The following is a 23684-nucleotide window of genomic DNA, read 5'->3' as shown; positions in this document are numbered from 1 at the left end:
GGATCTGCCGGAAACCGGCGTCAGCTTCTGAAGGGAGCAGTTACTCCGCGACGCCCACAAACTCGGCCTTTTCGTTGGCCGTGGTTTCGCCCTGGGCCAGGGACAGGCGCAGCTTCCCGCCAAGCGTCGCGTCAACGTTGGTCCAGTACTGGATCGCTGCTTCGCGGATGTGCGGGCGCTGCACACCGGAGATGGCACCGGTGATGGTTTCCAGGAAGCGTTCCTTGGCGGCGTCGTCGTAGACCTCGCGGTACAGGGTACCGGCCTGGACAAAGTCGCTGTCCTCGGAGTGCAGGGTCTGCGCGGAACGCACCAGGGCGCCGTCGTTCTCCCAGCTGCCCGCGCCGGCCAGCGCTGCGTCGGCCACCGGGCCGCCGAGCGTGTTCGGTGCGTAGACCGGGGTTTCCGGGCTGTTGTAGGAGAAGCGCATGGCGCCGTCCTGTGAGTAGTTGTTCACCGGAGCCTTGGGTGCGTTCACCGGCAGCTGGTTGTAGTTGGCACCTACGCGGTAGCGCTGGGCATCCGGGTAGGAGAAGATGCGGGCCATCAGCATCTTGTCCGGGCTGGCGTCGATGCCGGGAACCAGGTTCGCGGGGGACAGGGCAACCTGCTCGATCTGCGCGAAGAAGTTCTCCGGGTTGCGGTTCAGGGTGTGGGTGCCCACCTTGATCAGCGGGTAGTCCGCGTGCGGCCAGACCTTGGTCAGGTCGAACGGGTTGAACCGGTAGGTCTTGGCGTCTTCGTACGGCATGACCTGAACGTGCAGGTCCCAGGACGGGAAGTTGCCCTCGGCAATGTTCTCGTACAGGTCGCGGCGGTAGTAGTCGGCGTCGGCGCCGGCAATGCGCTCGGCTTCGGCGCCGGTGATCTCGTGGTTGCCCTGGTTGGACGTGAAGTGGTACTTCACCCAGAAACGCTCGCCCGCAGCGTTGATCCACTGGTAGGTGTGCGAGCCGAAGCCGGGCATTTCACGCCAGGAGCGCGGGATGCCGCGGTCGCCCATGAGGTAGGTGACCTGGTGGGCCGACTCGGGGGAGTTGGTCCAGAAGTCCCACTGCATGTCCGCATCGCGCAGGCCGGAGCCCGGCAGGCGCTTCTGCGAGTGGATGAAGTCCGGGAACTTGATGCCGTCGCGGATGAAGAACACCGGGGTGTTATTGCCGACGATGTCGTAGTTGCCCTCGGTGGTGTAGAAACGCATGGCGAAGCCGCGGACGTCGCGCCAGGTGTCGGGGGAGCCCATTTCGCCGGCCACCGAGGAGAACCGCTGGACGGTTTCGGTGACGGCGCCGGGGGCGAAGACAGCCGCGCGGGTGTACTTGGAGACATCCTCGGTAACTACGAATTCACCGAATGCGCCGCCGCCCTTGGCGTGCACGATGCGCTCCGGGATCCGCTCCCGGTTGAACTGGGCCAGCTTCTCGACCAGGTAACGGTCGTGGAGGGCAATGGCGCCGTCGGCACCGGTGCTCAGCGAGTGTGCGTCGCTGGCAACCGGGGTGCCGGTCTGCGTGGTGGTGAAGTTGGACATGCTGGTTCTTTCTCTGGTGCTGGCAAAAAAGGGAGGAAGTTGGGGGTGCGGGCTAGGACGCTGCGGCGGCGCAGTCCGTGCACAGCCCACGGTAGAGCACATCGGCAATCTGGATGGTCATGCCGTGGGTATTCCCGGGGGTGAGGCAGGGGGCGTGGCCAACGGCGCAGTCCACGTCCTCGATGCGTCCGCAGCCGGTGCATACCGCGTGGTGGTGGTTGTCGTTCACCCGGGTTTCGTACCGGGCGGGTGAGTTGGGCGGTTCGATTTTCCGGACCAGTCCCGTCTCGGCCAGGTCCGCGAGGACCACGTATACCGACTGCACCGTGATGTCCGGAAGTTCCGCGCGGACGGCTGCGGCGACGTCGTCCGCTGCCGTGTGCGGTGCGGAGTCAACAGCCCGGAGCACGGCCAGGCGCTGTTTGGTGACCCGGCGGCCGTGTGCGCGCAGCTCAGCGGACCACTTGGCGGTGGTCTCCTCTGCTGCTGCTGCTGTCCCGGTCATGGCACTCATCGTACACACTTATTCTGAGTTACTCATAATAAGTCCCGCCTTACTTGTGCCGGCCCCGGTACGCTGGGCCTAGGCAGAGGGAACACCACCCTGGGAACACCACCCTAGGGAACAGCACCTTCAGGAACATCACAGGGAAGCGGGGCAGCGTGCCTGCAGCAGATGCACGAACACAATTCCAGCGTGTGGCGGTGGGCGATGCGCGGGTGGACCTGCGCACGTACCGCCGGTACGACGACGCCGGGACGCCGGCGTGGCCCGGCTCCGGTTCAGAGGTGGTGCTGGTACACGGGATCGGTGCCTCCGAACGGTACTTCGGCCCGCTGATCTGGGAGCTGGCACGCACGGCCACGGTCCACACGCTGGAACTGCCCGGCTTCGGTACAGCGCCCAAGCCGGAACGGCAGCTGCAGATGGAGGATTTCGGGCGGATTGCCGTTCAGGCGCTGGAGGCCGCCGGTATCCGCGGCGCGCAGTGGGTGGGCCACTCCATGGGCTGCCAGGTGGTGGTCGAAATGGCGCTCGCCGCTCCCGACGCCGTGTCATCGGTGGTGCTCCTGGGTCCGACCATCAACGACGCCGAACGTTCCGCGCCGCTGCAGGCGCTGCGGCTGCTGCAGGACTGCCTGGGCGAACCCCCGGTGGTCAATGCCATCCTGGTCACCGACTACCTGTTCCGGGCGGGGCCGCGCTGGTACCTCAAGACGCTGCCCGTGATGATCCGGCACCGGATGGAGGAACGGATTCGGGGCGTTCAGCCGCCGGTGCTGCTGGTGCGCGGAGGCAAGGATCCGGTGGTCCGCGCTGACTGGCTGGCCCGGCTGGCCGCAGCCCGGCCCGGCACCCGCACGGCGGAAGTGCCCGGCCAGCCGCACGTGATGATGTACAACCGTCCGGTTGAGACCGCCGCCCTGCTGCACTCGGCGGTTCCCTCCCGGTGACGCAGGAACCGCGGGAAAAAGGCAGTGCAGAGCCCACGCTGGAAGGGGCAGCTCCCGGCGCCGGGGTCCGCCCCCGGCGCCGGGGGCGGATCTTCCGCCGGGCCAGGGAAGCCGGAGGCTGGGCCTCGGACTACGCCTACGTGGCCTACTGGCAGGTCCGGAACTTTTTCCTGCGCCGCGACCCGTCCGCCTACCTGCACCCCCGGGGACCGCAGCAGGTGCCGGTGGTGCTGATTCCGGGCGTCTACGAAAACTGGCAGTTCCTGCGCCCCTTGGCCGACTATCTGTTCGAGCGCGGGCATCCGGTGCACACCGTGGCCCCGCTGGGCTACAACCGCGGTGTCATCAAAGACGCCGCTGTGCTGGTGGAGCGCTACCTGGTGGAACAGGACCTGCACGGCGTGCTGGTGGTGGCGCACAGCAAGGGCGGGCTGATCGGCAAGCACCTGATGACCTTGCCCGAAGGTGCCCGCAGGGTGGAACGGATGATCGCCGTGAACACCCCGTTCTCCGGATCCGTTTACGCCCGGCTGTTTCCGCTGGCGAGCATCCGCGCCTTTTCCCCGCGGGACCCGTTCCTGCAGGAGCTGCTGCGCAACCAGGAAGTGAACCGCAGGATCACCTCGGTCTACAGCGGCTTCGACCCGCACATTCCGGCCGGCAGCCACCTCGCCGGAGCACGCAACATCCAGCTGGAAACCATGGGGCATTTTCGGCCCATCGGGGACTCTCGGCTCCTTGAGGTACTCGAGCAGGAGCTGGACGACGCCGGAAGCTAGCCCGGCGCCGTCGTGCCCTGCTGTAGTGCCGGAACCGGGCTGAACCCGGAACCGGGCTGAACCCGGGACCTGGAACCGGACGGAGTCAGGACGCCCCGCGGGCCAGTGCCTGCTCCACGGCTGCCGCCGATCCGTCCCGCCACGGTTCCCCGTGCCCGGTCAGCAGCAGGGGAGCGTCGGTGTCGGCCAGCATGGACAGGGAAGCCAGGGCCTGGGCGCTGTCCGCCGTCGCGGCTCCGGAGACGATCTGCGGGCCGCGCGCGCCGGTGTAGGGGTCCAGGGTCACCAGGGAATCGCCGCTGATGAGCGTTCCGCGGTCCGGATAGTGCAGGGCCACGTGCCCGGCGGTATGGCCCGGGGTGTAGATGATCCGGGGCTTGCCGGGCAGGGCGTCGCCGGAGTCCCGGGTGAGGCTGTGCACATCGGTAACGCCGCGCACGTTCAGGGCTCCGGCAAGCGTCATGGCGCCCAGCACCGGAACGGCCTTGGGATGGCGCACCGGGTACATGAACCGGTTGTTCTCGTGCTCGTAGCCGTAGGGGTGGGCGGCAATGTAGCGGTCGGCATCATGGACCAGGATGGGGGTGCGGTACTCCTGCCGGAGCCGGGCCGCCGTGCCCACATGGTCGAAGTGGGCATGCGTGAGCACCAGGGCGCGGATGTCTCCGGGGCCGTAGCCCAGCTCGTCCAGGGCTCCGGTGAGGTGGGGCCACATTCCGGGCAGTCCCGCGTCGATCACCGCCACCCCGTCGTCGTCCTCGACCAGGTACACGTTGACGTAGGCGTGTTCAATGCGGTGGATGCCGTCGGCGACGCTGCGGGTAAACACTGCGGTTCCTCCTTGGGGTGGAAACGGTGGACTGCCCTCCATCCTAAGCATGCTTGCTATTCATGTGGGCGGGTGATGGCCGGGATCTGTCCGGTGCGCCCCTAGACTGCTGGGGTGCCAAGACTCCTCGCCGACCTCACCCCCTTGCGTGAAAGCCCGGAATACCGCCGCCTCTGGACCGGAACGGCGCTGTCCGCCGTCGGCACCCAGCTCACCCTCGTGGCGGTGAGCCTGGAAGTCTACGCACTGACGGAATCCAGTTTCTACGTAGGCCTGCTCGGATTGGTGGGCCTGGTTCCGCTGGTCCTGGCCGGGCTGTACGGCGGGTCGGTGGTGGACGCGTACGACCGCCGGAAAGTCGCACTGGTTTCCTCCCTGCTGCTCTGGGGCAGCACCATCGGCATTGCCGCGCAGGCCTGGGCCGGAGTGGGCAACGTCTGGCTGCTGTACTTCCTGGTGGCCGTCAATGCCGGCGCCGGCGGACTGAACCAGCCTGCCCGCAGCGCCATCATTCCCCGGCTGGTCCGCCCCGAGCTGCTGCCGGCCGCCAATGCGCTGAGCATGATTACCTTCGGCCTGGCCATGACCGCCGGTCCGCTGCTGGCCGGTGTGCTGGTGGCCAGGGTCGGCTACGGCTGGACCTACACCATTGACGTGGTCACCTTCACTGCCGCCATGTGGGCGCTGTACCGGCTGCCGCCCATGCCGCCGGTAGGCGAGGTGCAAAAAGCCGGGCTGAAATCGGTGCTGGAGGGATTCAGGTTCCTGGGCACCCGCCCCAACATCCGGATGACGTTTGTGGTGGACCTGTGCGCCATGGTCTTCTCGCAGCCGCGGGCCCTGCTGCCGGCCATCGGGGCGCTGGCGCTCGGCGGCGGCGCGACGACGGTGGGCGTGCTGCTGGCCGCGACGGCAGTGGGTGCCTTCCTGGCCGGTTTGTTCTCCGGTCCGCTGGGGCTGGTCCGCAGGCAGGGGCTGGCGGTGCTGTGGTCCGTGGCGGCGTGGGCACTGTCCGTATCGGCCTTCGGCGCCGTGGTGGTCCTGGCCGGACACAACGACGGCGCGGTCCCGTCCCGCTGGCTGATCCCGGCGGCCGCTGCCATGGCGTGCGCCGGGATAGCGGATTCGATCAGCAGCGTCTTCCGCTCCACCATCCTGCAGGCCGCCACCCCCGACGCGATGCGCGGACGGCTGCAGGGTGTGTTCGTGGTGGTGGTGGCCGGCGGTCCCCGGCTGGGGGACCTGGTGGCCGGCGTGGATGCTTCCTTCCTGGGGGAGGGCTGGGCCGCGGTGCTCGGCGGATTGATCTGCCTGGCGCTGGTGGGGGTGCTGGCCCGTACCCAGCCGCGGTTTGCCCGCTACGACGCCCTGCATCCCGAGCCCTGAGCCGGCTCCTCCCGCCCAGGTGCCCGGGGCGTGTTCTACGCAGAACGGCGCGGAACAGTCCGGGATGGTTCTGCGTTGAACTAAACGGACCTACCGTAGAAGCTGCAGGCCGGCAGCGGCCTGCGTTGAAAGGACTGTGTACCCGTGCATCACCATTTCAACGGCCTCAAGACTGCCGCACTGTTCGGTGTGCTGTTTGCCGTGCTGCTGGGAATCGGGGCGATCCTGTCCTCGGGTACGGGAAGCCCCGCGTACATCTGGATCTTCCTGGCCATCGGCCTGGCCACCACCGCCTACAGCTATTGGAACAGCGACAAGCTCGCCATCCGGGCCATGCGCGCCGTGCCGGTGACCGAGGCACAGGCGCCGGAAATGTACCGGATTGTCCGGGAGCTCTCCTCGAAGGCCGGCCAGCCCATGCCGCGGTTGTATGTTTCCCCGACCATGGCGCCCAACGCCTTTGCCACCGGGCGCAACCCGCAGCACGCCGCGGTGTGCTGCACCCAGGGCATCCTGGCCCTGCTGAACGAGCGTGAACTGCGCGGTGTGCTCGGCCACGAGTTGATGCACGTCTACAACCGCGACATCCTCACCTCCTCGGTCGCCGCCGCGATTGCCGGCGTCATCACCTCGCTGGGCCAGTTCCTGCTCTTCTTCGGCGGCGGCGACCGCCGCAACTCGAACCCGCTGGCAGCCATCGCCATGGCCATTCTGGCCCCGTTTGCCGCGTCCCTGATCCAGATGGCCATCGGCCGGACCAGGGAGTACGACGCCGACGAAGACGGTGCCAAGCTCACGGACGATCCGCTGGCGCTCGCCTCGGCCCTGCGCAAACTGGAGAGCGGAACCCAGCGCGCCCCGTTGCCGGCCAATGACCAGAAGCTGGCCAACACCGCCCACCTGATGATTGCCAACCCGTTCCGCGCCGGCGTCCGCGGCCTCCTGGCCACGCATCCGCCGATGGATCAGCGGATTGAGCGCCTGGAACGGATGGCCGGCCGCGCGCTGGGCTCCTGACCGGTCCCGGCCTGCCGGTTCCTGAACCTGCCGGCTCCCGGCCCAGCCCAACCCAGTGACGAAGTAGGCTTCGAGCATGCGCCTGATACTGATCCGCCACGGCCAGACCCCGTCCAATGTGGAGCATTACCTGGACACTGCCGTCCCCGGTCCCGGACTCACCGAGCTGGGGCTCGAGCAGGCCGCGGCGCTCCCGGAAGCGCTCGGGCACGAGCCCATCGACGGGGTCTTCGCGTCCAACCTGGTGCGCACCCAGCTCACCGCTGCGCCGCTGGCTGCCGCGCTGGGGCTGCCGGTGGAGATCAGGGACGGGCTGCGGGAAATTTCCGCCGGCGACCTCGAGATGCGCAATGACCGGGATTCGATCATCGCCTACCTCAAAACCGTGTACCGCTGGGTCAACGGGGAGACGGAGGCCCGGATGCCCGGCGGGCCGGACGGCGCGGGCACCTTGGCGCGTTTTGACGGCGTCGTCGGCGAACTGGCCGCCGCCGGGCTGCGGGCGCCGGTAATCTTCAGCCACGGCGCGATGATCCGGACGTGGGTCACCGCCCGGGCGCAGAACGTGGGACCGGACTTCATTGTCCGCAACGCCCTGAGCAACACCGGCATCGCCGTGCTGGAAGCGCCGGAGCCCGCCGTCGGCGGCGTGGGCCCGTGGCAGCTGCTGACCTGGATGGGTGAGCCCGTGGGCGGGGAATCTGTGGAGGACTACGGCGACGACGGTCCTGCCGCCGAAGACGTAAGGCTCTAGAACACGGGCGTAAGGCTCTGGAACACGGGCGTAAGGCTCTGGGGCACAGGAGTTCTGGAACACAGGAGCCCTGGAACGCAGACGGCGCCGTCCCCGCAGAGGGGGAGGCGCCGTCGCTGTGCCGGCCGGATCCGGGACTGCCTGGAGCTTTAGCGGAAGTTGATGAACTGCAGGTCCACGTCGAGGTCCGCGCCCTTGAGCAGTGCCATGGTGGCCTGGAGGTCATCGCGGGACTTGGAGCTGACGCGCAGCTCGTCGCCCTGGATCTGCGACTTGACGCCCTTGGGGCCCTCGTCGCGGATCAGCTTGTTGATCTTCTTCGCCTGGTCCTGGGCGATGCCTTCCTTCATGGAGGCCTCGATCCGGTACTCCTTGCCGGAGGCGAAGGGCTCTCCGGCGTCCAGGGACTTCAGCGAAATGCCGCGCTTGACCAGTTTGGACTGCAGCACGTCCAGGACAGCCTTCACGCGGTCCTCGGAGTTGGCCTTCATCAGGATCTTCTCGCCGCTGAAGTCCACCTCGGCGCCGACGCCCTTGAAGTCGTAGCGCTGGACAATTTCCTTCTGCGCCTGGTTCAGCGCGTTGGCCACTTCCTGCTTATCGATCTTGCTGACGACGTCGAACGTAGACTCGCTTGCCATGGGAACTCCTTGGGTCGGTGACTCTTTTCCTGTGTCTTAGCGTAGTAGGTCGCCGCGGTTCGGGCGCTCGGTTCCCAGCGATCATCCAGCCAATCCCCGGTGTTGTCCCATTGAAGTGCGGAACGGTGAGGGGGTGGAAAAGAAACCGACGGCCTATTCCGGCCAGTTCCTCCGCCGTCCCGCCTCCGTCCGGATCCGCACCGCCGCGGCCGGCTCTTTCCTCGCGGCCGCTTCTGCTGCCGGTCTCGGCACGGCGGGTGCCCCGCCCGCGCGGGCCGCGGAGAGTAGTCCCGTCACCACCCCCGACGCCGGCAACCCCCGGACCGCACACGCGCAGGGAACGCAGGAGCGTTTGGCCGGCATCCGTGCGGACCTGCTCAACGCAGTGCAGTGGGGGTCGGTGACCCAGACACAGGCGGACGGATTCTATGCACAGCTCGAGGCCAGGATCCTGCGCGGACTGTAGCCGTGAGCCGAGGGGCGGGAACCGCCGCAGGGCCCTGTTTCAGCGGCATTTTTGGCCCGATTCGTAACTTCGGAGAATCTTCGGTAAAGTTGTCTTGCCCGCAGATACTGCGGACAAAGTCTTCACTTGAAGACGTTCGGCAGATTACCCGAGCGGCCAAAGGGGGCTGACTGTAAATCAGCTGGCAACGCCTACGGGGGTTCGAATCCCTCATCTGCCACCGACTAACCCGTCCTCACCGTCACGGTGGGGGCGGGTTTTTCTGTGGGTGCGCGTTGTATGCTCAGTGCCACGGGGCGGGCCTTGCATCCGGCTCCCCAAGATATTAGGCTACCTAACTATGACGACCGATCCCGCCCTGGACGATCTTGCGGACGAATTCCGTGAGTCCCTCCGGCTGGCACTGTACATTGCCCGCAACATGGATGCGGAGACGAACCTCAGCGCCACGCAGGTCAGCATCCTGAAAATGGCGGCCGGTGACGGCCTGCGGGTGAGCGAAATTGCCCGGAACCTGGGCGTCAAGGTGCCCAGCGCCACGGAGCAGATCATCCGGCTTGAAGGTGCGGGCCTGGTGGTACGCAGCCCGGACCCGCACGATTCGCGCGGCGTCCGGGTCATCCTTACCCCGGTCGGAGCGAAGGAGCTGCGGGAAGCCAACGGCAGCCGGACCGCGTTGATGGCAACACTCCTCGAGCAGCTCAGCGGGGAAGAACGCAACGCCCTGGCCCAAGCGCTGCCGGTGATCCGGCGGCTGAGCAAACTGCCCGGGGCCTAGCCGCGGCCTTCACCGAACGGCCTTCACCGTTCAGCGAACAGTAGAGACAATGTCCCAGCGCCCCGCTAGCGTTGAGCGTATGGCTACTATCGACATCACCGAAGCAACCTTCCCCGAAACCATCGAGGAAAACGACATCGTCTTCGTGGACTTCTGGGCGGACTGGTGCGGACCGTGCAAGCAGTTTGCACCCGTGTACGACTCGGTTTCGCAGAAGCACGAGGACATTACCTTTGCGAAGGTGGACACCGAGGCGGAGCAGGGCCTGGCCGCCGCCGCAGGCATTACCTCCATCCCCACGCTTATGGCGTTCCGCGAGAAGGTGCTGGTGTTCTCCCAGCCCGGCGCACTCAATGCGAGCCAGTTCAGCGAACTGGTGGATGCCGTGAAGGGCCTGGACATGAAGGCCGTGCACGAGCAGATCGCCGCACAGGAGCGCGAGGCAGCGGCCGGCTCCAACGGGCAGCCCACCCAGGGCTAGTCCCCACCGTTTTCAGCAGGCAGGTACCCGGTCAGGGTGCCTGCCTGCTAAGCGTTTAACGCCCGCCGCAGGCTGAGGCAAAGATCCACAACTGCTACTGTCTACCGCCGTCGTGCTGCCCGCTGTACCCTCGCTGCCAAGGGCGCAGGCCCCGGGGGAGGCACGTCCTGCAACCAGTCAGAGACGACGAAAGACAGCGAGGCCGCCATGAGTTCCAATCGGGGAGTTGCCTACATTGAACCCGGGGTAGTGGAAGTCCAGGACATTGACTATCCCACCTTCGAACTGAAAGACGGGCCGGGGGTGAATCCCGCCAACATCGGCCGGAAACTGCCGCACGCGGCCATCCTGAAAGTGGTCACCACCAACATCTGCGGCTCGGACCAGCACATGGTCCGCGGCCGGACCACGGCTCCGCCCAACCTTATTCTCGGCCACGAGATCACCGGCGAAGTGGTGGAAACCGGACCGGATGTCGAATTCATCAACGTTGGAGACCTGGTCTCGGTGCCGTTCAATATTTCCTGCGGCCGCTGCCGCAACTGCAAGGAACGCAAGACCGGGATCTGCCTGAACGTGAACCCGGAGCGCCCCGGCAGTGCCTATGGATACGTGGACATGGGCGGCTGGGTCGGCGGACAGGCCGAGTACGCCCTGGTTCCCTACGCGGACTGGAACCTGCTGCGGTTCCCGGACAAGGACCAGGCCATGGAGAAAATCATGGACCTGACCATGCTCTCGGACATTTTCCCCACCGGGTACCACGGTGCCGTCAGCGCAGGTGTGGGGGTTGGGTCCACCGTATACATTGCCGGTGCCGGGCCGGTGGGACTGGCAGCTGCCGCCTCCGCCCAGCTGCTGGGAGCCGCGGCCGTCATTGTGGGTGACCTGAACCAGGAGCGGCTGGCACAGGCCCGCAGCTTCGGCTGCGAGACGGTGGATATTTCGCAGGGCGATCCCAAGGACCAAATCGAGCAGATCCTCGGCGTGCCGGAGGTGGACTGCGGCGTGGATGCCGTGGGCTTCGAAGCCCGCGGACACGGCTCCGGATCGGACACCGAAGCCCCGGCCACCGTCCTGAATGCCCTGATGGACATCACCGCGGCCGGCGGTGCCCTGGGCATTCCAGGCCTCTACGTCACCGGTGACCCGGGCGGTATCGACGAAGCGGCGCAGAAGGGGTCCCTGAGCCTGGACCTGGGCACCGGCTGGGCCAAGTCCCTGTCCTTCACCACCGGGCAGTGTCCGGTGATGAAGTACAACCGGGAACTGATGATGGCGATCCTCCATGACAGGGTCCAGATCGCCAAGGCGGTCAACGCCACGCCCATCAGCCTGGACCAGGCACCGGAGTCCTACCGCGAGTTCGACTCCGGTGCAGCCCGCAAGTACGTCATCGACCCCAACGGCATGGTGGGCTCGCACAGCTAGTCGAGGAAGGCAAAGGCGGGCTTACAGCCCGGGGAAAGGAACCGGCAGCGCCAATTAGGCCTGCCGGCTCCTTTTTGCGTCTCCTGCCCTTCTGGTGCTTCCCTGCCCGGCGGTACGCTCGTTTGGTCCAAAGGCCCCGGGTTCGGCACCACGCCGAACCGGTCCCCACCACTCGCATTTGCCCACGGCTGTACACGAGTTGGAAGCGGAGATGTCATGTGCCGTTGCAGAGGAACCCTCAATAACACCTCCTCCCGGAGCCGGACGTGAACGGGGCTGATACCGCCTGGGTGCTGATCTGCGCCGGGCTGGTGCTGTTTATGACCCCCGGGCTGGCGCTGTTCTACGGCGGGATGGTGCCGGTGCGCAACGTCCTGACCATGATGATGCAGAACATCATCCCCCTCGGGGTCATTAGTCTCACGTGGGTGCTGGTGGGATACACCCTGGCGTTCAGTAACCAGGGCAATTCGCTCGTGGGGGAGTTTGATGCGTTCGCGCTGATCGACGTCGACACTCCGCAGTTCCACACGGTGGCCGCGGGGGTGACCATTCCCGCGCTGGCCTTCGTGGCCTACCAGATGATGTTTGCCATCATCACGCCGGCGCTGTTGACCGGTGCCACCGCCGGCAGGCTGCGCTTTGCAGGCTGGGTGGTGTTCCTGGCTGCATGGTCGATCCTGGTCTACCCCCAGGTGGCGCGGTGGCTATGGCACCCGAAGGGCTGGCTGGCCCAGCTCGGTGCCCAGGACTGGGCCGGCGGAATCGTGGTGCATTCTTCCGCCGGGGCTGCCGCCGTCGCGGTGCTGCTGGTGGTGGGCCGGAGGCGAGGGTGGCCGAACCTGAAAACGTCGCCCAACAACCTTCCCCTGATGCTGGTGGGCGCCGGGATCCTCTGGTTCGGTTGGTTCGGCTTCAACGCCGGGGACGGCTTGCAGGCAAATGATGTTGCCGCTCAGGCCCTGATGAACACACATATAGCCGGGTCCGCGGCCATGCTGACCTGGCTGGTGGTGGAACGGCTGCGGGACGGGCATTCCACCTTGGTGGGCGCCGTCTCCGGCGCGGTGGCCGGCCTGGCGACCATTACCCCCTGTGCCGGGTTTGTCGGCACCGGGGCGGCCCTGCTGATCGGGCTGATTGCCGGCTTGGTCTGCGCGCTCGCCGTTCAACTCAAGCGCCTGCTGCGTTACGACGACGCCTTGGACGTGATCGCCGTGCATTTTGTGGGCGGTGTGCTCGGCTCGGTCCTGCTGGGTTTCTTCGGGGACAACTCAGTAAACCCGGCAGGCGTGGACGGCGTGTTTTCCGGCGGAGGCGGGAACCTGCTGTGGCACCAGGTGGTGGCGATTGTATGCGTGGTGCTGTTCTCGTTTGTGCTCAGCTGGATCATCGCCGCGGTCATTTCGCGCACCATGGGGCTGCGCGAGCCCGGGCCGGAGCAGGAGGACCTGGACCGCGTCCAGCAGGGTGCCTCGGGGTACTCGCTCAGCGGCATCACGACCCGGCCCACAACTGCCGGACGGGCCGCAGCGAACGGCGGCAACGCCGTCGACGCCCGCAAGTCCGTACCCAACCACCTGGTGAGCGCGGTAGTGAGCACCGACCGGATCGACGGCCTGCGGGACGCGCTGCTGATGGCCGGTGCCCGCTCCCTCGAGCTCTCCGACGCCGCCGTCTACACCGGGAAGGTCCGTACCGAAGCCTTCCGCAGCGAGAAGCGGCGGATCGATTTCGCCGACCGGATGCGGGTGCAGGCGGCTGTGGACGAGGAGCACGAAGAAGCGGTGGTGGCAGTCCTGAAACGTTTCGGCGCTGAGCCGGATTCGATCTACCGGCTGGCCATCACACCGTACTAGACCTGCTCCACCTTCAGCGGCTCGGCCAGCAGTGCGCTGAGGGATTCCTGCAGATCCTGCAGCGCGGCGCCGCGGGCGTGGCGCTGCAGGTCTTCCTGGGTGGCCCACTGTTCGGCCAGCACAATGGCCGCTTCGGAGTCTTCAACAATCTCGTAGCGCAGGCAGCCCGGTTCGGTGCGGACCTGCTCAATGGCGATCTCCAGCGCCAGTTTCACCCGGTTGTATTCACCGGGATTGGGGACCATGGTGGCGCGGAGGTTGATGGGGGCATTGGCTTCAGTCATGTCCCTACCCTAAGCCGACGCGGCGCCGTGCGCCCGGTGCGCAGGCGGTGCCTTCGCAGCGGGCAGAACTTTCCTAGCGCCGGCGGTGGTCCATGGGGGCAAGCTTCGGGCCGTAGGCAGGTTTGCGGTACCCGCTGAGCATGATCATCCGAACCACCCGCTGCCGGTGTCCGCGCCATGGTTCGAGCAGTTCCAGCATGCCGGCGTCGTCCGTGCGGCGGCCCGTCAGTGCGGCACCCACATAGGCGGCCAGATGGTAGTCGCCCACGGAGACCGAGTCCGGTGCTCCGTGGGTGCGCTGGGTAATCTCCGCCGCGCTCCACACTCCGACGCCCGGAACCGAGCAGAGCCTTGCGGTCAGGTCATCGCCCAGCGGGGCATCGGCCAGCCGCTCCAGTCCGGAGGCCAGTGAACAGGCGCGCAGGATGGTGCTGGAGCGGGATAGATCCACCCGGGCCTTGTGCCAGTCCCAGCTGGGGATCCGCCGCCAGGTCTCGGGTGCGGGGGCGGCCTTCATTCCGGCCGGTGCCGGTCCGGGCGCGTCGGTGCCGTACCGGCTCACCAGGTAGCGCCAGGCGTAGTAAGCCTCGATCACGGTTACTTTTTGTTCCAGCACCACGGGGATCAGGGAGTCCATGATGCGGCCGGTGCTGGGCAGGCGCAGCGAGCGGTTGCGGCGCCGGGTCTCGGTGACCATGCGCGGCAGCGTGGCGCAGAAGGCGTCGTCGTCGAATTCCGTCCAGTCATCGTGCTCGCCCAGCAGGGCGGGCACCGAGTCCAGTGCCCATCCCGCGCCCGGGCCCCAGGCCTGGGCCCGTACGCGTGCACCCGGCGCGGGGGCGGGTTCTTCGCGCAGGTTCAGGGTGGCCGGCCCCTCCGGGGTGAGGAACGCAAGCCAAGCCGAACCGGGCGCGAGCCGGATGGTGGGATCGCCCTTGCCCCGGACCAGGATCCGCAGCGAGGTATGCAGGCAGTACGGGGCGGGGGAGTCCCAGTAACGCACCGGGCCGGCGGGAACCGACTGCAGCGGCGCGGCAGCGGCAGTGAAGGACATGCCCCTATGGTCGCACGCACCGCCCCCGTTCCGGCGCTGCTTCCGGGGCCCCGGCGGTGTGGTGTTAGCTACTAGGCCGCGTGCCCTGCGTCCGGCCGGGAACCGTTGTCCGGGTTTTGCGGCGCCGTATGTAGCCTCCGGTGGACAGCGGGAGGTTTGGAAGTAACGTGGGTCACATGAAGTACGCCAACACAGTCCTGGACCTGATCGGCAATACGCCCCTGGTGAAGCTGAACAATGTCACCGAAGGGATCCGCGCCACCGTCCTGGTGAAACTGGAGTACCTGAACCCGGGCGGGTCCGTGAAGGACCGGATTGCGGTGAAGATGATCGACACCGCGGAGCAGGAGGGCAAGCTGCGCCCCGGCGGAACGGTGATCGAACCCACCAGTGGCAACACCGGCGTCGGGCTGGCGCTGGTGGCGCAGCAAAAGGGCTACCGGTGCATCTTCGTCACCCCGGACAAGGTGGGTGTGGAGAAGCGGGACGTGCTGCGGGCGTACGGCGCCGAAGTGGTGGTGACCCCGACGTCGGTGGCCCCGGACAGTCCAGACTCCTACTACGGCGTCTCGGACCGCCTGGTGCGCGAAATCGACGGGGCGTACAAACCGGACCAGTTCTCCAACCCGTCCGCCCCGGCCAGCCACTTCGAATCCACGGGGCCGGAAATATGGGCGGACACCGAGGGCCGGGTCACCCATTTCGTGGCCGGCGCAGGCACCGGCGGCACCATCACCGGCACCGGGCGCTACCTCAAGGAAATCTCCGCGGACCGGCCCTCCGGCCCGGTGCGCGTGATCGCCGCAGACCCGGAAGGGTCGGTCTACTCCGGCGGCAGCGGACGCCCCTATTTTGTGGAGGGGGTGGGGGAGGACATGTGGCCGGCGAACTACGACCGGTCCGTGCCCGATGAGGTGGTTGCCGTGCCGGACGCGGACTCCTTCGCCATGACCCGCCGCCTGGCCCGGGAGGAAGGCCTGCTGGTGGGCGGGTCCTCCGGCATGGCCGTGACCGCGGCACTGCAGGCTGCCCGCGGCCTGGGACCCGACGACGTCGTGGTGGTCCTGCTGCCGGACAGCGGCCGGGGCTACATGGGCAAGATCTTCAACGATGAGTGGATGCGTTCCTACGGGTTCCTCCAGGACGGCGGCGAGCAGGCCTCCGTGCGGGACGTGATGGAGATGAAGGACGGGTCGCTGCCCGCCCTGGTGCACACGCATCCGAACGAGACCGTGCGTGACGTGATTGCCATCCTCAATGAGTACGCGGTCTCCTGCCTGCCGGTGCTTTCGCAGGAACCCCCGGTGGTGCTCGGCGAGGTCCTCGGCTCCGTGGACGAGCGCTCGCTGACGGAGAAACTCTTCCGTGGTGAAGCCAAGCCCACGGACCGGATCAGCGAACACATGGGTCCGCGCCCGGCCCTGGTCGGCGCCGGAGACTCAGTGGCTTCGGCCCGCGCCAAACTGCAGGACGACGACGCCGTGATGGTGGCGTCCGACGGCGCGCCCATCGGCATGCTGACCCGGCACGACCTGCTTTCGTACCTGAGCCTCTGACCGGCCGCCGCCGGACGGCGGTTTTCCGCACCAACCCGCCGGCATGCCGGCACAGGAGGAATCAATGACCAGCTTCAGCACCCGCGCCGTCCATGCGGGGCAGGCCCCGGATCCCACCACGGGGGCAGTCATTCCGCCGCTGTACCAGAGCACCACTTACGCCCAGGACGGCATCGGGGGGCTGCGGAACGGTTATGAGTACGGCCGCGGCACCAACCCCACCCGGGACTCGCTGCAGGAGCAGCTGGCGGCGCTGGAGGGCGGGAAGCACGCGTTTTCCTTCAGCTCCGGCCTAGCCGCCGAGGACGCCCTGATCCGGGGGCTGCTGGCCCCCGGGGACCACATTGTGCTGGGCAACGACGCCTACGGCGGCACCTACCGCCTGATCACCAAGGTGCTGGGGGCCTGGGGAATCACCAGTGCGGCGGTGGACATGTCCGACGCCGTTGCCGTGCAGGCCGCCGTCGCCGCAGGCAACACGAAAATCGTGTGGCTGGAAACGCCGTCGAACCCGATGATGAAGATTTCCGATATTGCCGCCACCGCCCAGGCGGCGCACGACGCCGGGGCGCTGCTGGTTGTCGACAACACTTTTGCCTCCCCCTATCTGCAGCAGCCGCTCTCACTGGGCGCCGACGTCGTGGTGCACTCCACCACCAAGTACATCGGCGGGCATTCCGACGCCGTGGGCGGCGCGGTGGTCCTCAACGACGACGCGATGGCGGAGAAGGTCGGGTTCATCCAGTTTGCCGTTGGAGCGGTGTCCGCACCCATGGAGGCCTGGCTGACCACGCGCGGGCTGAAGACCCTGGCCGTGCGCATGGACCGGCACTCCGCCAACGCCATGGCCGTGGCGAAATGGCTCCGGGACCAGCCGGCGGTGGAAAACGTGCTGTATCCGGGCCTCGAAGAACATCCCGGCCATGACCTGGCCAAGGCACAGATGAAGGACTTCGGCGGCATGGTGTCGGTGTCTTTCAAGGGCGGCGAGGCTGCCGCCCGGACGGTCGCCGAATCCACGCGCCTGTTCCTGCTGGCCGAGTCGCTGGGCGGGGTGGAATCCCTGATGAATTACCCGTCGGAAATGACCCATGCCTCGGTGAAGGGGACCGAGCTGGCGGTGCCGGAGAACCTGCTGCGTTTGTCCGTGGGCATCGAGGACGCAGAGGACCTCATCGCGGACCTGGATTCGGCGTTCGGGCGGCTGTAGCCGCGGTCGGTGGTTAGCCGCTGCCCGGCGTCAGGTGCGGGGCCGGCTGCCTTTGGGCCCGCGCTTCTTCGGGTCCCGGAGCCGGAAGAAACGGTTGCTGGCGGGCAGCCAGAGCAGCCCGGCGCAGGCCAGCAGGACCAGACCCACGGCCACCAGAGCCGGGCCGCGGAAGAGCAGCGGGAACCCGCCGATGGCAGCGATGCTGGTGAGGGTTTCACGGGCGCTCCGCTTGCCTGCCCGCAGCCGGAGAACGCTGTACGCGCTGAGCGCTGCCAGGGCCAGGACAAGGATCCCCAGCATGGTCAGTGCCGTGCTGTCCTGGTGCTGGGTGCGGGCGGATACAACAAAGGAAACCCCTGCCGCGGCCAGCAGGACCGCCGCCCCCAGCCAGGCTGCGGCGGCAATGCGGATGATCGACGGCGGGGGCGTCCGGGGTGATGCACCGGGGGGGCCGGGCGCTGCAGGGGTGTTGCCGGGACGCATCAGCGCGGCGCCACAATCTGTACGCGGGTTGCGGCATCGTAGCGGTACACCTCGCGGCCGCCAATCCACACTCGCATGGCACGCTGCATCACATCCAGCGGATCACCGCTCCAGAGGACCAGATCGGCGTCCTTGCCGGGCTCCAGCGAGCCAAGCCGGTCCGCCAGGCCAAGCACCCGGGCGGGGTTGATGGTGACCGAACGCAGTGCTTCCTTCCGCTCCAGCCCCTCCTTGACCGCGAGCGCCGCCTGGTAGATCAGGAAGTTGACGGGCACCACCGGGTGGTCGGTGATGATGGAGATTTCCACTCCGGCGGCGGCCAGCTTGCCCGGGTTGGCCATGCTGCGTCCGCGCAGCTCCACCTTGGACCTGGTGGTGAACAGGGGACCGATCAGCACCGGCACCCCGCGCTCGGCCAGGACATCGGCCAGCAGATGCGCTTCCGTTCCGTGGTCCAGCACCAGGTCGTAGCCGAATTCGTCCGCGAGCCGCAGGGCAGTGCCGATATCGTCGGCGCGGTGCGCGTGCTGCCGCCACGGGATTTCCCTCCGGAGCACCATGGCCAGGGCTTCCATGTGCGGATCGCGGGCATCCGGGTCCGCTTTGCCCATGTAGTTTTGCGCGTCCATAAACGCCTGCCGGATCACCATGGCGGTACCCAGCCGCGTAGAGGGGGTCTGCTTCTTCTCGCTGTAGATCCGCTTGGGGTTCTCGCCCAGGGCGGACTTCAACCCGCTGGGCGCGCGCAGGACCATTTCCTCCAGGTAACGCCCGTGCGTGTGCAGGGCCACGGCCTGCCCGCCGATCGGATTGCCCGAACCGGGGTTGATGTTGGCGGTGGTCACGCCGCCGGCCAGGGCGTCGTCGAACCCGGTGTCGAACGGGTTAACGGCATCGAGGGCGCGCACGCCGGCCATCACCGGGTCCGTCATTTCGTTGGAGTCATTGCCGGCCCAGCCTTCACCCTCCTCGTGGACCCCCAGATGCGTGTGGGCGTCCACCAGCCCCGGCAGCAGCCACTGCCCGCCGGCGTCGAGCACCTGCGCCGACTCCGGCACCCGGACGTCCGGGCCCAGCTCGCGGATCCGGCTGCCTTCAACGAGCACCGTGCCGTCAAAGGGATCCCCGGTGACCGGTACCACATGGGCATTTGTGAGGGCTAGCAACGCGTCAGACATGGGGGACCTTTCGCTCTTCAATCTTCTCCGGCCAGCCTAGCGCCTGCCCCGGCAGGGGCAGGCCGAAGGGGTTGCCCGGTAGACTGGGATAAGTCAATATCGCCATATCGCTATGCGGCGCCACGAGCGCGGACGGCAGTGCTTACAGGAGAACAATGGGCCAGATCCACCGATCCGCCTTCGTGCGGACCGTTGCGACCCTGGGGGCGCTGGCACTAGCCGGGCTGCTCGTATGGACAGCTTTTGATGTTTCGCCGCGCCACGGACTGGATTTCCGCGTTTACCTCACCGGCGGACAGAGTGTGCTGGACGCCGGCGGCGAGCTGTACACCAAGGCGCTGCAGTACGACGCCGACAGCAGTCTCCTCTTTACGTATCCGCCTTTTGCGGCGCTGGTTTTTGCGGTGCTGGCTCCGTTCGGGCAAGGCATCGGCCTGAACATCTTTACCGGCATCTCCATCGCCATAGCCGCGGCAACCGCGCTCTGGGGCGTCCGGTACGTCTTCGACCGGGCCGGCGCCATGGATGTCCTGCGCCATCCCTGGCTGCGTCCGCTTGCCACGCTCGCGGCGGGGTTCATCGTGCTGCTCGGTCCCTGGCGGGAAACCCAGGCCTTCGGGCAGATCAACATCCTTCTGTTCGGGCTGATCATGGCCGACTTCGTGGTCAAGCGGGAAGGCTGGCCCACTGGGCTGCTGACCGGCGTGGCCGCCGGATTGAAGCTCACCCCGCTGGTCTTCGGCCTGTACTTCCTGGCTCGTGGGGACTGGCGGGGCCTGCGCAACATGACCTACGGCTTCCTTGCAACGTTCGGCCTGGGCTTCCTCATTCTGCCCCGGGAATCCAAAACGTATTGGCTGGAGCTGCTGCCGGATACCTCCCGGATCGGCGGCGCCGGCTATGTGGACAACCTCTCCATCAAGGGCGCCATCCTGCACTTCGGCGGCCCGGACTTCCCCGTGGACCTGCCCTGGCTGATCCTCACCCTCCTGGCCGTCGCTGCCGCGGCAGTCATCATCCGCATGGCCGGCAACCGCGGGCAGACGTTCACGGCCCTGGCGGCCACGGCACTGCTGATGCTGCTGATGTCCCCGGTGTCCTGGTCCCACCACTGGGTATGGGTGGCACTTTTCATTCCGGTTTTGGGCCGGAACCTGCTGGACCTGGGGCCGGGGCACCGGAAGCTGCGGGTCACGGGCGTGATGCTGCTGGTGAGCTCGCTGGTGATCTTCGTGTACTCACCCAAAACCATCGGTGAGCTCTTTGATTCCCCCAACCTGGATTCCCAACTGCCGGAACCGTGGCTGATGGCTTCCAGTGCCGGCGTGTTCTGGGGTGCGGGGCTGATGATCTGGTGGTTCGCCGCTTACTGGGGGAGCCGGTCCCGGAACTGGTGGCGCAACGACCCGCCGCAGTTGCTGCGTGCCACGGAGCCGCAGCCCTAGACTGCAGGCATGACCACCGGTTCCCTGCTCGCCGTTTGCCTGGTGCACGGCCTCCTGCCCACTAAAGACGCCACCGGCGTCACCGCCATTGACAAGCGTGCCGTGGAGGGGCCGGTAAAGGTCCATCCCCTGGGCCTGACCGGGGACCTGCAGGCCAGCAGGAAACACCACGGCGGCGAGTCGAAGGCCCTCTACGCCTATTCGCAGGCCGACGCCGAGTACTGGGAACAGGAACTGGGCCGCAGCATTGAGCCGGGGCTGTTCGGGGAAAACCTGCGCATCGCCGGACTGGATGCCACGGACGCGCTGATTGGCGAACGGTGGCGGATCGGTGCGGACGTGGAAGTGGAAGTAACCTGTCCCCGCACCCCGTGCCGGAATTTCCAGCAGCGCATGCAGGTGCCTAACTGGGTGCACCGCTTTACCGAAGCAGGCCTGGTGGGAACATACCTGCAGGTCCGCCGCCGCGGCAGCATCGCCGCCGGAGACCCGATCGAAGTCCTGACCAGGCCGGCGCACGGCGTCACTGTCCGGGACGTCTTCCGGGGCCTGGACCAACAGCAGGCTGAAGCGCTGGAGGCCTCCCGCATCGCAGGTGAAATCAGACTGTCGCCCGAAATCCAGAAGGTCCTGCGGACCATGGCGGCGAAGTCCGCAGCTAAGGATCGGGTGCAGGCCGTGCCGGCTGCTATCTAGCCGCGCGGCTAAAGCTTCCGTCAGGAGCGTGTGCCCAAGCTCACCGCCCCCTGCGAAGCAGCGGCAGCCGTTATGCCGTACACTGGAAAACATCCCCCACTCCGGTATTCCCTTATTTTCCTGCGGATCATCGAGTTTTGAACCGAAACCGCAAGGTACGTTGTGTTGGGGCCCGCATTCAATTGCGGGCAGATTCATCTTTTGGGGAGCGCCGGCAAAGAAATCGTCACACCGGTCGTAGACACAATCCAGTGAAATCGGCCCACAGCTGTGACGGAAAGTCCTGCCTGGGATTGCAACAGCGCCGGACTTACGTCCTGCAGCCTCCTGGTTGCGTGGTTCCCCGATTGAATGAGGATTCCCTCTTGTCTGAAGCACCGCTGGATAACAGCACCGTTGAAAATGCCGCTCCCGAAGCCGAAGAGAACACAGTGATGTTCAGTGACTTCGGACTGGACGAGCGCGTCCTGTCAGCCCTGAAGGATGTCGGCTACGTCAAGCCGTCCCCCATCCAGGCAGCCACCATCCCCCTGCTGCTTGAAGGCCGCGACGTCGTGGGCCTGGCCCAGACCGGTACCGGCAAGACCGCCGCATTCGCCGTCCCCGCCCTGTCCCTGCTGGCCGGCCGCCCGGCCACCAAGGACACCCAGGTGCTGGTCCTGGCCCCCACCCGTGAACTGGCCCTGCAGTCCGCTGAAGCCTTCACCTCCTACGCAGTCCACATGGACGGCATCACCGTGCTGCCCGTCTACGGCGGATCCGCTTACGGACCCCAGCTGGCCGGCCTGCGCCGCGGCGCTCAGGTTGTCGTAGGTACCCCGGGACGCGTTATCGACCACATCGCCAAGGGTTCCCTGGACCTGTCCAACCTGGAATACCTGGTGCTGGACGAGGCCGACGAAATGCTCCGCATGGGCTTCGCCGAAGATGTGGAGCAGATCCTTTCCTCCACTCCGGCCGAGAAGCAGGTTGCCCTCTTCTCCGCCACCATGCCGCCGGCCATCCGCAAGATTGCCAAGAAGTACCTGAACAACGCCGCCGAGGTCACGGTCAAGTCCAAGACCACCACCGGTGCCAACACCCGCCAGCGCTACGTGCAGGTCATGGGCCCGCACAAGCTGGACGCCATGACCCGCATCCTGGAAACCGAAGAGTTCGACGGCGTCATCGCGTTCGTCCGCACCAAGGCTGCCACGGAGGATCTGGCGGACAAGCTGAAGGACCGCGGCTACAGCGCCGCCGCCATCAACGGCGACATCCCGCAGCAGCAGCGCGAGCGTACGGTTGAGGCCCTGCGCGACGGCAAGATCGACATCCTGGTTGCCACGGATGTTGCCGCCCGCGGCCTCGACGTCGAGCGCATCAGCCACGTCGTCAACTACGACATCCCGCACGACACCGAGTCCTACGTGCACCGCATTGGCCGTACCGGCCGTGCAGGCCGCACCGGCGACGCGATCCTGTTCATGACCCCGCGCGAGAAGTACCTGCTGCGGGCCATTGAAAAGGCCACCCGCCAGCCGGTTGAGCACATGCAGCTGCCCAGCGTTGACGTAGTCAACGAAAAGCGCCTGGCCAAGTTCTCCGAAAAGATCACCGAAACCCTCGGTTCCGAGGACATCTCGGTGTTCCGCGGCTTGGTGACCAAGTACCTGGCCGAGCATGACGTTCCCGCCGAAGACGTTGCCGCAGCCCTGGCCGTCATGGCCCAGGGCGGCCGCGACCTGCTTCTGAAGGAAATCCCGGTGGCCCCGGCCCGCCAGCGCGAGCGCTCCGAAGGCCGCAATGACGGCTTCGGCTCCCGCGGCCCGACGCGCCCGCTGACCGAAGGCAATGCAACGTACCGCATCGCCGTCGGCCGCCGCCAGCGCGTGCTTCCCGGTTCCATCGTCGGCGCCATCGCCAACGAAGGCGGCCTGTCCTCCGCACAGATCGGCGGCATTGACATCCGCGCCGACCACACGCTGGTGGAACTGCCCGCAGACCTGTCCAAGGACCAGCTGCGCGCCCTGTCCCGCACCCGGATCGGCGGCGAGCTGATCCACCTGGAACTGGACAAGGGACGCAAGCCGGCCCGCGAGCGTGAAGGCGGCAGCTTCAACGACCGTGCCGACCGCGGCGGCTTCAAGAAGGATTTCAAGAAGCGCGACGGCGAGCGGTCCTTCGGTGACCGCGGCAGCGACCGCCCGTTCAAGAAGCGCGAAGGCGGCTTCCGGGACAGTGCCGCTACCGGCGCCCGCAAGCCCCGTTTCCGCGACTAGGAAACACCCGGCGCCGGAACTCCGGCGCCGGCCCGGGCACTAGGTCCGGGCAACACAAGGAAGGGGGGCCCCCCCGGAGGGGGGCGGGCGGGCGGGGGGTGGCGGATGAG

The 23684-nt window shown here is 67.1% G+C and carries 23 protein-coding genes and 1 tRNA gene; 16 read left to right on the top strand and 8 right to left on the bottom strand.

The genetic code is table 11. The features are described 5' to 3' along the window. Window positions 1-40 precede the first annotated feature (40 nt). Window positions 41-1531 carry a catalase gene (locus LOC57_RS01855; protein WP_227912732.1) on the bottom strand — a complete coding sequence of 497 codons (1491 nt, stop codon included), beginning with the start codon at window positions 1529-1531 and terminating at the stop codon, window positions 41-43. A 52-nt stretch (window positions 1532-1583) separates the two neighbouring features. After that, window positions 1584-2036, bottom strand: coding sequence for a Fur family transcriptional regulator (locus tag LOC57_RS01850; RefSeq protein ID WP_227925162.1), 453 nt, complete (start codon window positions 2034-2036; stop codon window positions 1584-1586). 158 nt (window positions 2037-2194) lie between these two features. Here LOC57_RS01850 and LOC57_RS01845 point away from each other — a divergent pair, with 158 nt between their 5' ends. Further along, window positions 2195-2986, top strand: a complete 792-nt coding sequence (locus LOC57_RS01845) for an alpha/beta fold hydrolase (RefSeq protein ID WP_229957736.1) — start codon at window positions 2195-2197, stop codon at window positions 2984-2986. Next, window positions 2983-3765, top strand: a complete 783-nt coding sequence (locus tag LOC57_RS01840) for an esterase/lipase family protein (RefSeq protein ID WP_229957734.1) — start codon at window positions 2983-2985, stop codon at window positions 3763-3765. The genes LOC57_RS01845 and LOC57_RS01840 overlap by 4 nt, the downstream gene beginning before the upstream one ends. Window positions 3766-3850: 85 nt before the next feature. Here LOC57_RS01840 and LOC57_RS01835 read toward each other — a convergent pair whose 3' ends face one another. Beyond that, window positions 3851-4594 (bottom strand): MBL fold metallo-hydrolase, encoded by a 744-nt coding sequence (locus LOC57_RS01835; protein ID WP_229957732.1) that lies wholly within the window; start codon window positions 4592-4594, stop codon window positions 3851-3853. 114 nt (window positions 4595-4708) lie between these two features. Here LOC57_RS01835 and LOC57_RS01830 point away from each other — a divergent pair, with 114 nt between their 5' ends. The 3 genes from LOC57_RS01830 to LOC57_RS01820 all read left to right on the top strand — a co-directional run bounded on the left by LOC57_RS01830 (window position 4709) and on the right by LOC57_RS01820 (window position 7751). After that, window positions 4709-5980: an MFS transporter gene (locus LOC57_RS01830; RefSeq protein WP_227925158.1), complete on the top strand. Its 1272-nt coding sequence runs from the start codon at window positions 4709-4711 to the stop codon at window positions 5978-5980. A gap of 144 nt (window positions 5981-6124) precedes the next feature. Beyond that, window positions 6125-6997, top strand: a complete 873-nt coding sequence (gene htpX / locus LOC57_RS01825) for a zinc metalloprotease HtpX (RefSeq protein ID WP_229957729.1) — start codon at window positions 6125-6127, stop codon at window positions 6995-6997. Window positions 6998-7073: 76 nt separating this feature from the next. After that, on the top strand, window positions 7074-7751 hold the full coding sequence (locus LOC57_RS01820; protein ID WP_229957727.1) for a histidine phosphatase family protein: 678 nt from the start codon (window positions 7074-7076) through the stop codon (window positions 7749-7751). Between the two features lie 149 nt (window positions 7752-7900). On the opposite strand, the gene LOC57_RS01815 is transcribed toward LOC57_RS01820, so the two are convergent. Then, a complete protein-coding gene (locus LOC57_RS01815; RefSeq protein ID WP_227925144.1) occupies window positions 7901-8392 on the bottom strand; it encodes a YajQ family cyclic di-GMP-binding protein in 492 nt (163 codons plus the stop codon). Window positions 8393-8525: 133 nt separating this feature from the next. Here LOC57_RS01815 and LOC57_RS01810 point away from each other — a divergent pair, with 133 nt between their 5' ends. The 6 genes from LOC57_RS01810 (at window position 8526) to amt (ending at window position 13407) form a co-directional block, all read left to right on the top strand. After that, on the top strand, window positions 8526-8858 hold the full coding sequence (locus tag LOC57_RS01810; RefSeq protein ID WP_227925141.1) for a hypothetical protein: 333 nt from the start codon (window positions 8526-8528) through the stop codon (window positions 8856-8858). Window positions 8859-8996: 138 nt separating this feature from the next. Further along, window positions 8997-9078, top strand: a tRNA-Tyr gene (locus LOC57_RS01805). 120 nt (window positions 9079-9198) lie between these two features. After that, entirely contained in the window at window positions 9199-9636 is a 438-nt protein-coding gene (locus tag LOC57_RS01800) for a MarR family winged helix-turn-helix transcriptional regulator (protein ID WP_227912740.1), read from the top strand. A 79-nt stretch (window positions 9637-9715) separates the two neighbouring features. Beyond that, window positions 9716-10117, top strand: a complete 402-nt coding sequence (gene trxA / locus LOC57_RS01795; RefSeq protein ID WP_227912741.1) for a thioredoxin — start codon at window positions 9716-9718, stop codon at window positions 10115-10117. 207 nt (window positions 10118-10324) lie between these two features. Beyond that, window positions 10325-11548 carry a formaldehyde dehydrogenase, glutathione-independent gene (gene fdhA / locus LOC57_RS01790; protein ID WP_227912742.1) on the top strand — a complete coding sequence of 408 codons (1224 nt, stop codon included), beginning with the start codon at window positions 10325-10327 and terminating at the stop codon, window positions 11546-11548. 266 nt (window positions 11549-11814) lie between these two features. Continuing rightward, window positions 11815-13407 (top strand): ammonium transporter, encoded by a 1593-nt coding sequence (gene amt / locus LOC57_RS01785; RefSeq protein WP_227912743.1) that lies wholly within the window; start codon window positions 11815-11817, stop codon window positions 13405-13407. Here the strand turns inward: amt and LOC57_RS01780 are convergent. Next, window positions 13404-13691, bottom strand: coding sequence for a putative quinol monooxygenase (locus tag LOC57_RS01780; protein WP_227912744.1), 288 nt, complete (start codon window positions 13689-13691; stop codon window positions 13404-13406). The two genes, amt and LOC57_RS01780, sit on opposite strands and share 4 nt — an antisense overlap. A gap of 73 nt (window positions 13692-13764) precedes the next feature. Further along, window positions 13765-14745: a DNA-3-methyladenine glycosylase family protein gene (locus LOC57_RS01775; RefSeq protein ID WP_229957725.1), complete on the bottom strand. Its 981-nt coding sequence runs from the start codon at window positions 14743-14745 to the stop codon at window positions 13765-13767. A 176-nt stretch (window positions 14746-14921) separates the two neighbouring features. On the opposite strand from LOC57_RS01775, the gene LOC57_RS01770 reads away from it, so the two are divergent. After that, complete coding sequence (locus LOC57_RS01770) at window positions 14922-16301, top strand: cystathionine beta-synthase (protein WP_229957723.1); 1380 nt, start codon at window positions 14922-14924, stop codon at window positions 16299-16301. Between the two features lie 64 nt (window positions 16302-16365). Continuing rightward, entirely contained in the window at window positions 16366-17511 is a 1146-nt protein-coding gene (locus tag LOC57_RS01765) for a cystathionine gamma-synthase (protein WP_227912747.1), read from the top strand. Between the two features lie 30 nt (window positions 17512-17541). Here the strand turns inward: LOC57_RS01765 and LOC57_RS01760 are convergent, their stop codons facing one another. Next, window positions 17542-17994 carry a hypothetical protein gene (locus tag LOC57_RS01760; RefSeq protein ID WP_229957721.1) on the bottom strand — a complete coding sequence of 151 codons (453 nt, stop codon included), beginning with the start codon at window positions 17992-17994 and terminating at the stop codon, window positions 17542-17544. Next, window positions 17994-19172 carry an amidohydrolase gene (locus LOC57_RS01755; protein ID WP_229957719.1) on the bottom strand — a complete coding sequence of 393 codons (1179 nt, stop codon included), beginning with the start codon at window positions 19170-19172 and terminating at the stop codon, window positions 17994-17996. Before LOC57_RS01755 ends, LOC57_RS01760 begins: the two co-directional genes overlap by 1 nt. Window positions 19173-19327: 155 nt before the next feature. On the opposite strand from LOC57_RS01755, the gene LOC57_RS01750 reads away from it, so the two are divergent. The 3 genes from LOC57_RS01750 (at window position 19328) to LOC57_RS01740 (ending at window position 23574) form a co-directional block, all read left to right on the top strand. Then, complete coding sequence (locus LOC57_RS01750) at window positions 19328-20617, top strand: glycosyltransferase 87 family protein (protein ID WP_227912750.1); 1290 nt, start codon at window positions 19328-19330, stop codon at window positions 20615-20617. A gap of 9 nt (window positions 20618-20626) precedes the next feature. Beyond that, on the top strand, window positions 20627-21313 hold the full coding sequence (locus LOC57_RS01745; protein ID WP_229957718.1) for an MOSC domain-containing protein: 687 nt from the start codon (window positions 20627-20629) through the stop codon (window positions 21311-21313). A 365-nt stretch (window positions 21314-21678) separates the two neighbouring features. After that, entirely contained in the window at window positions 21679-23574 is a 1896-nt protein-coding gene (locus LOC57_RS01740) for a DEAD/DEAH box helicase (protein ID WP_269439668.1), read from the top strand. The last annotated feature ends 110 nt before the right edge of the window (window positions 23575-23684 follow it).

This window comes from Arthrobacter sp. zg-Y750 (assembly GCF_020907365.1).
Lineage (GTDB): Bacteria > Actinomycetota > Actinomycetes > Actinomycetales > Micrococcaceae > Arthrobacter_B.
The sequence above is the reverse complement of the archived record's forward strand: the minus strand, read 5'-3'. Positions and strand labels throughout refer to the sequence as shown.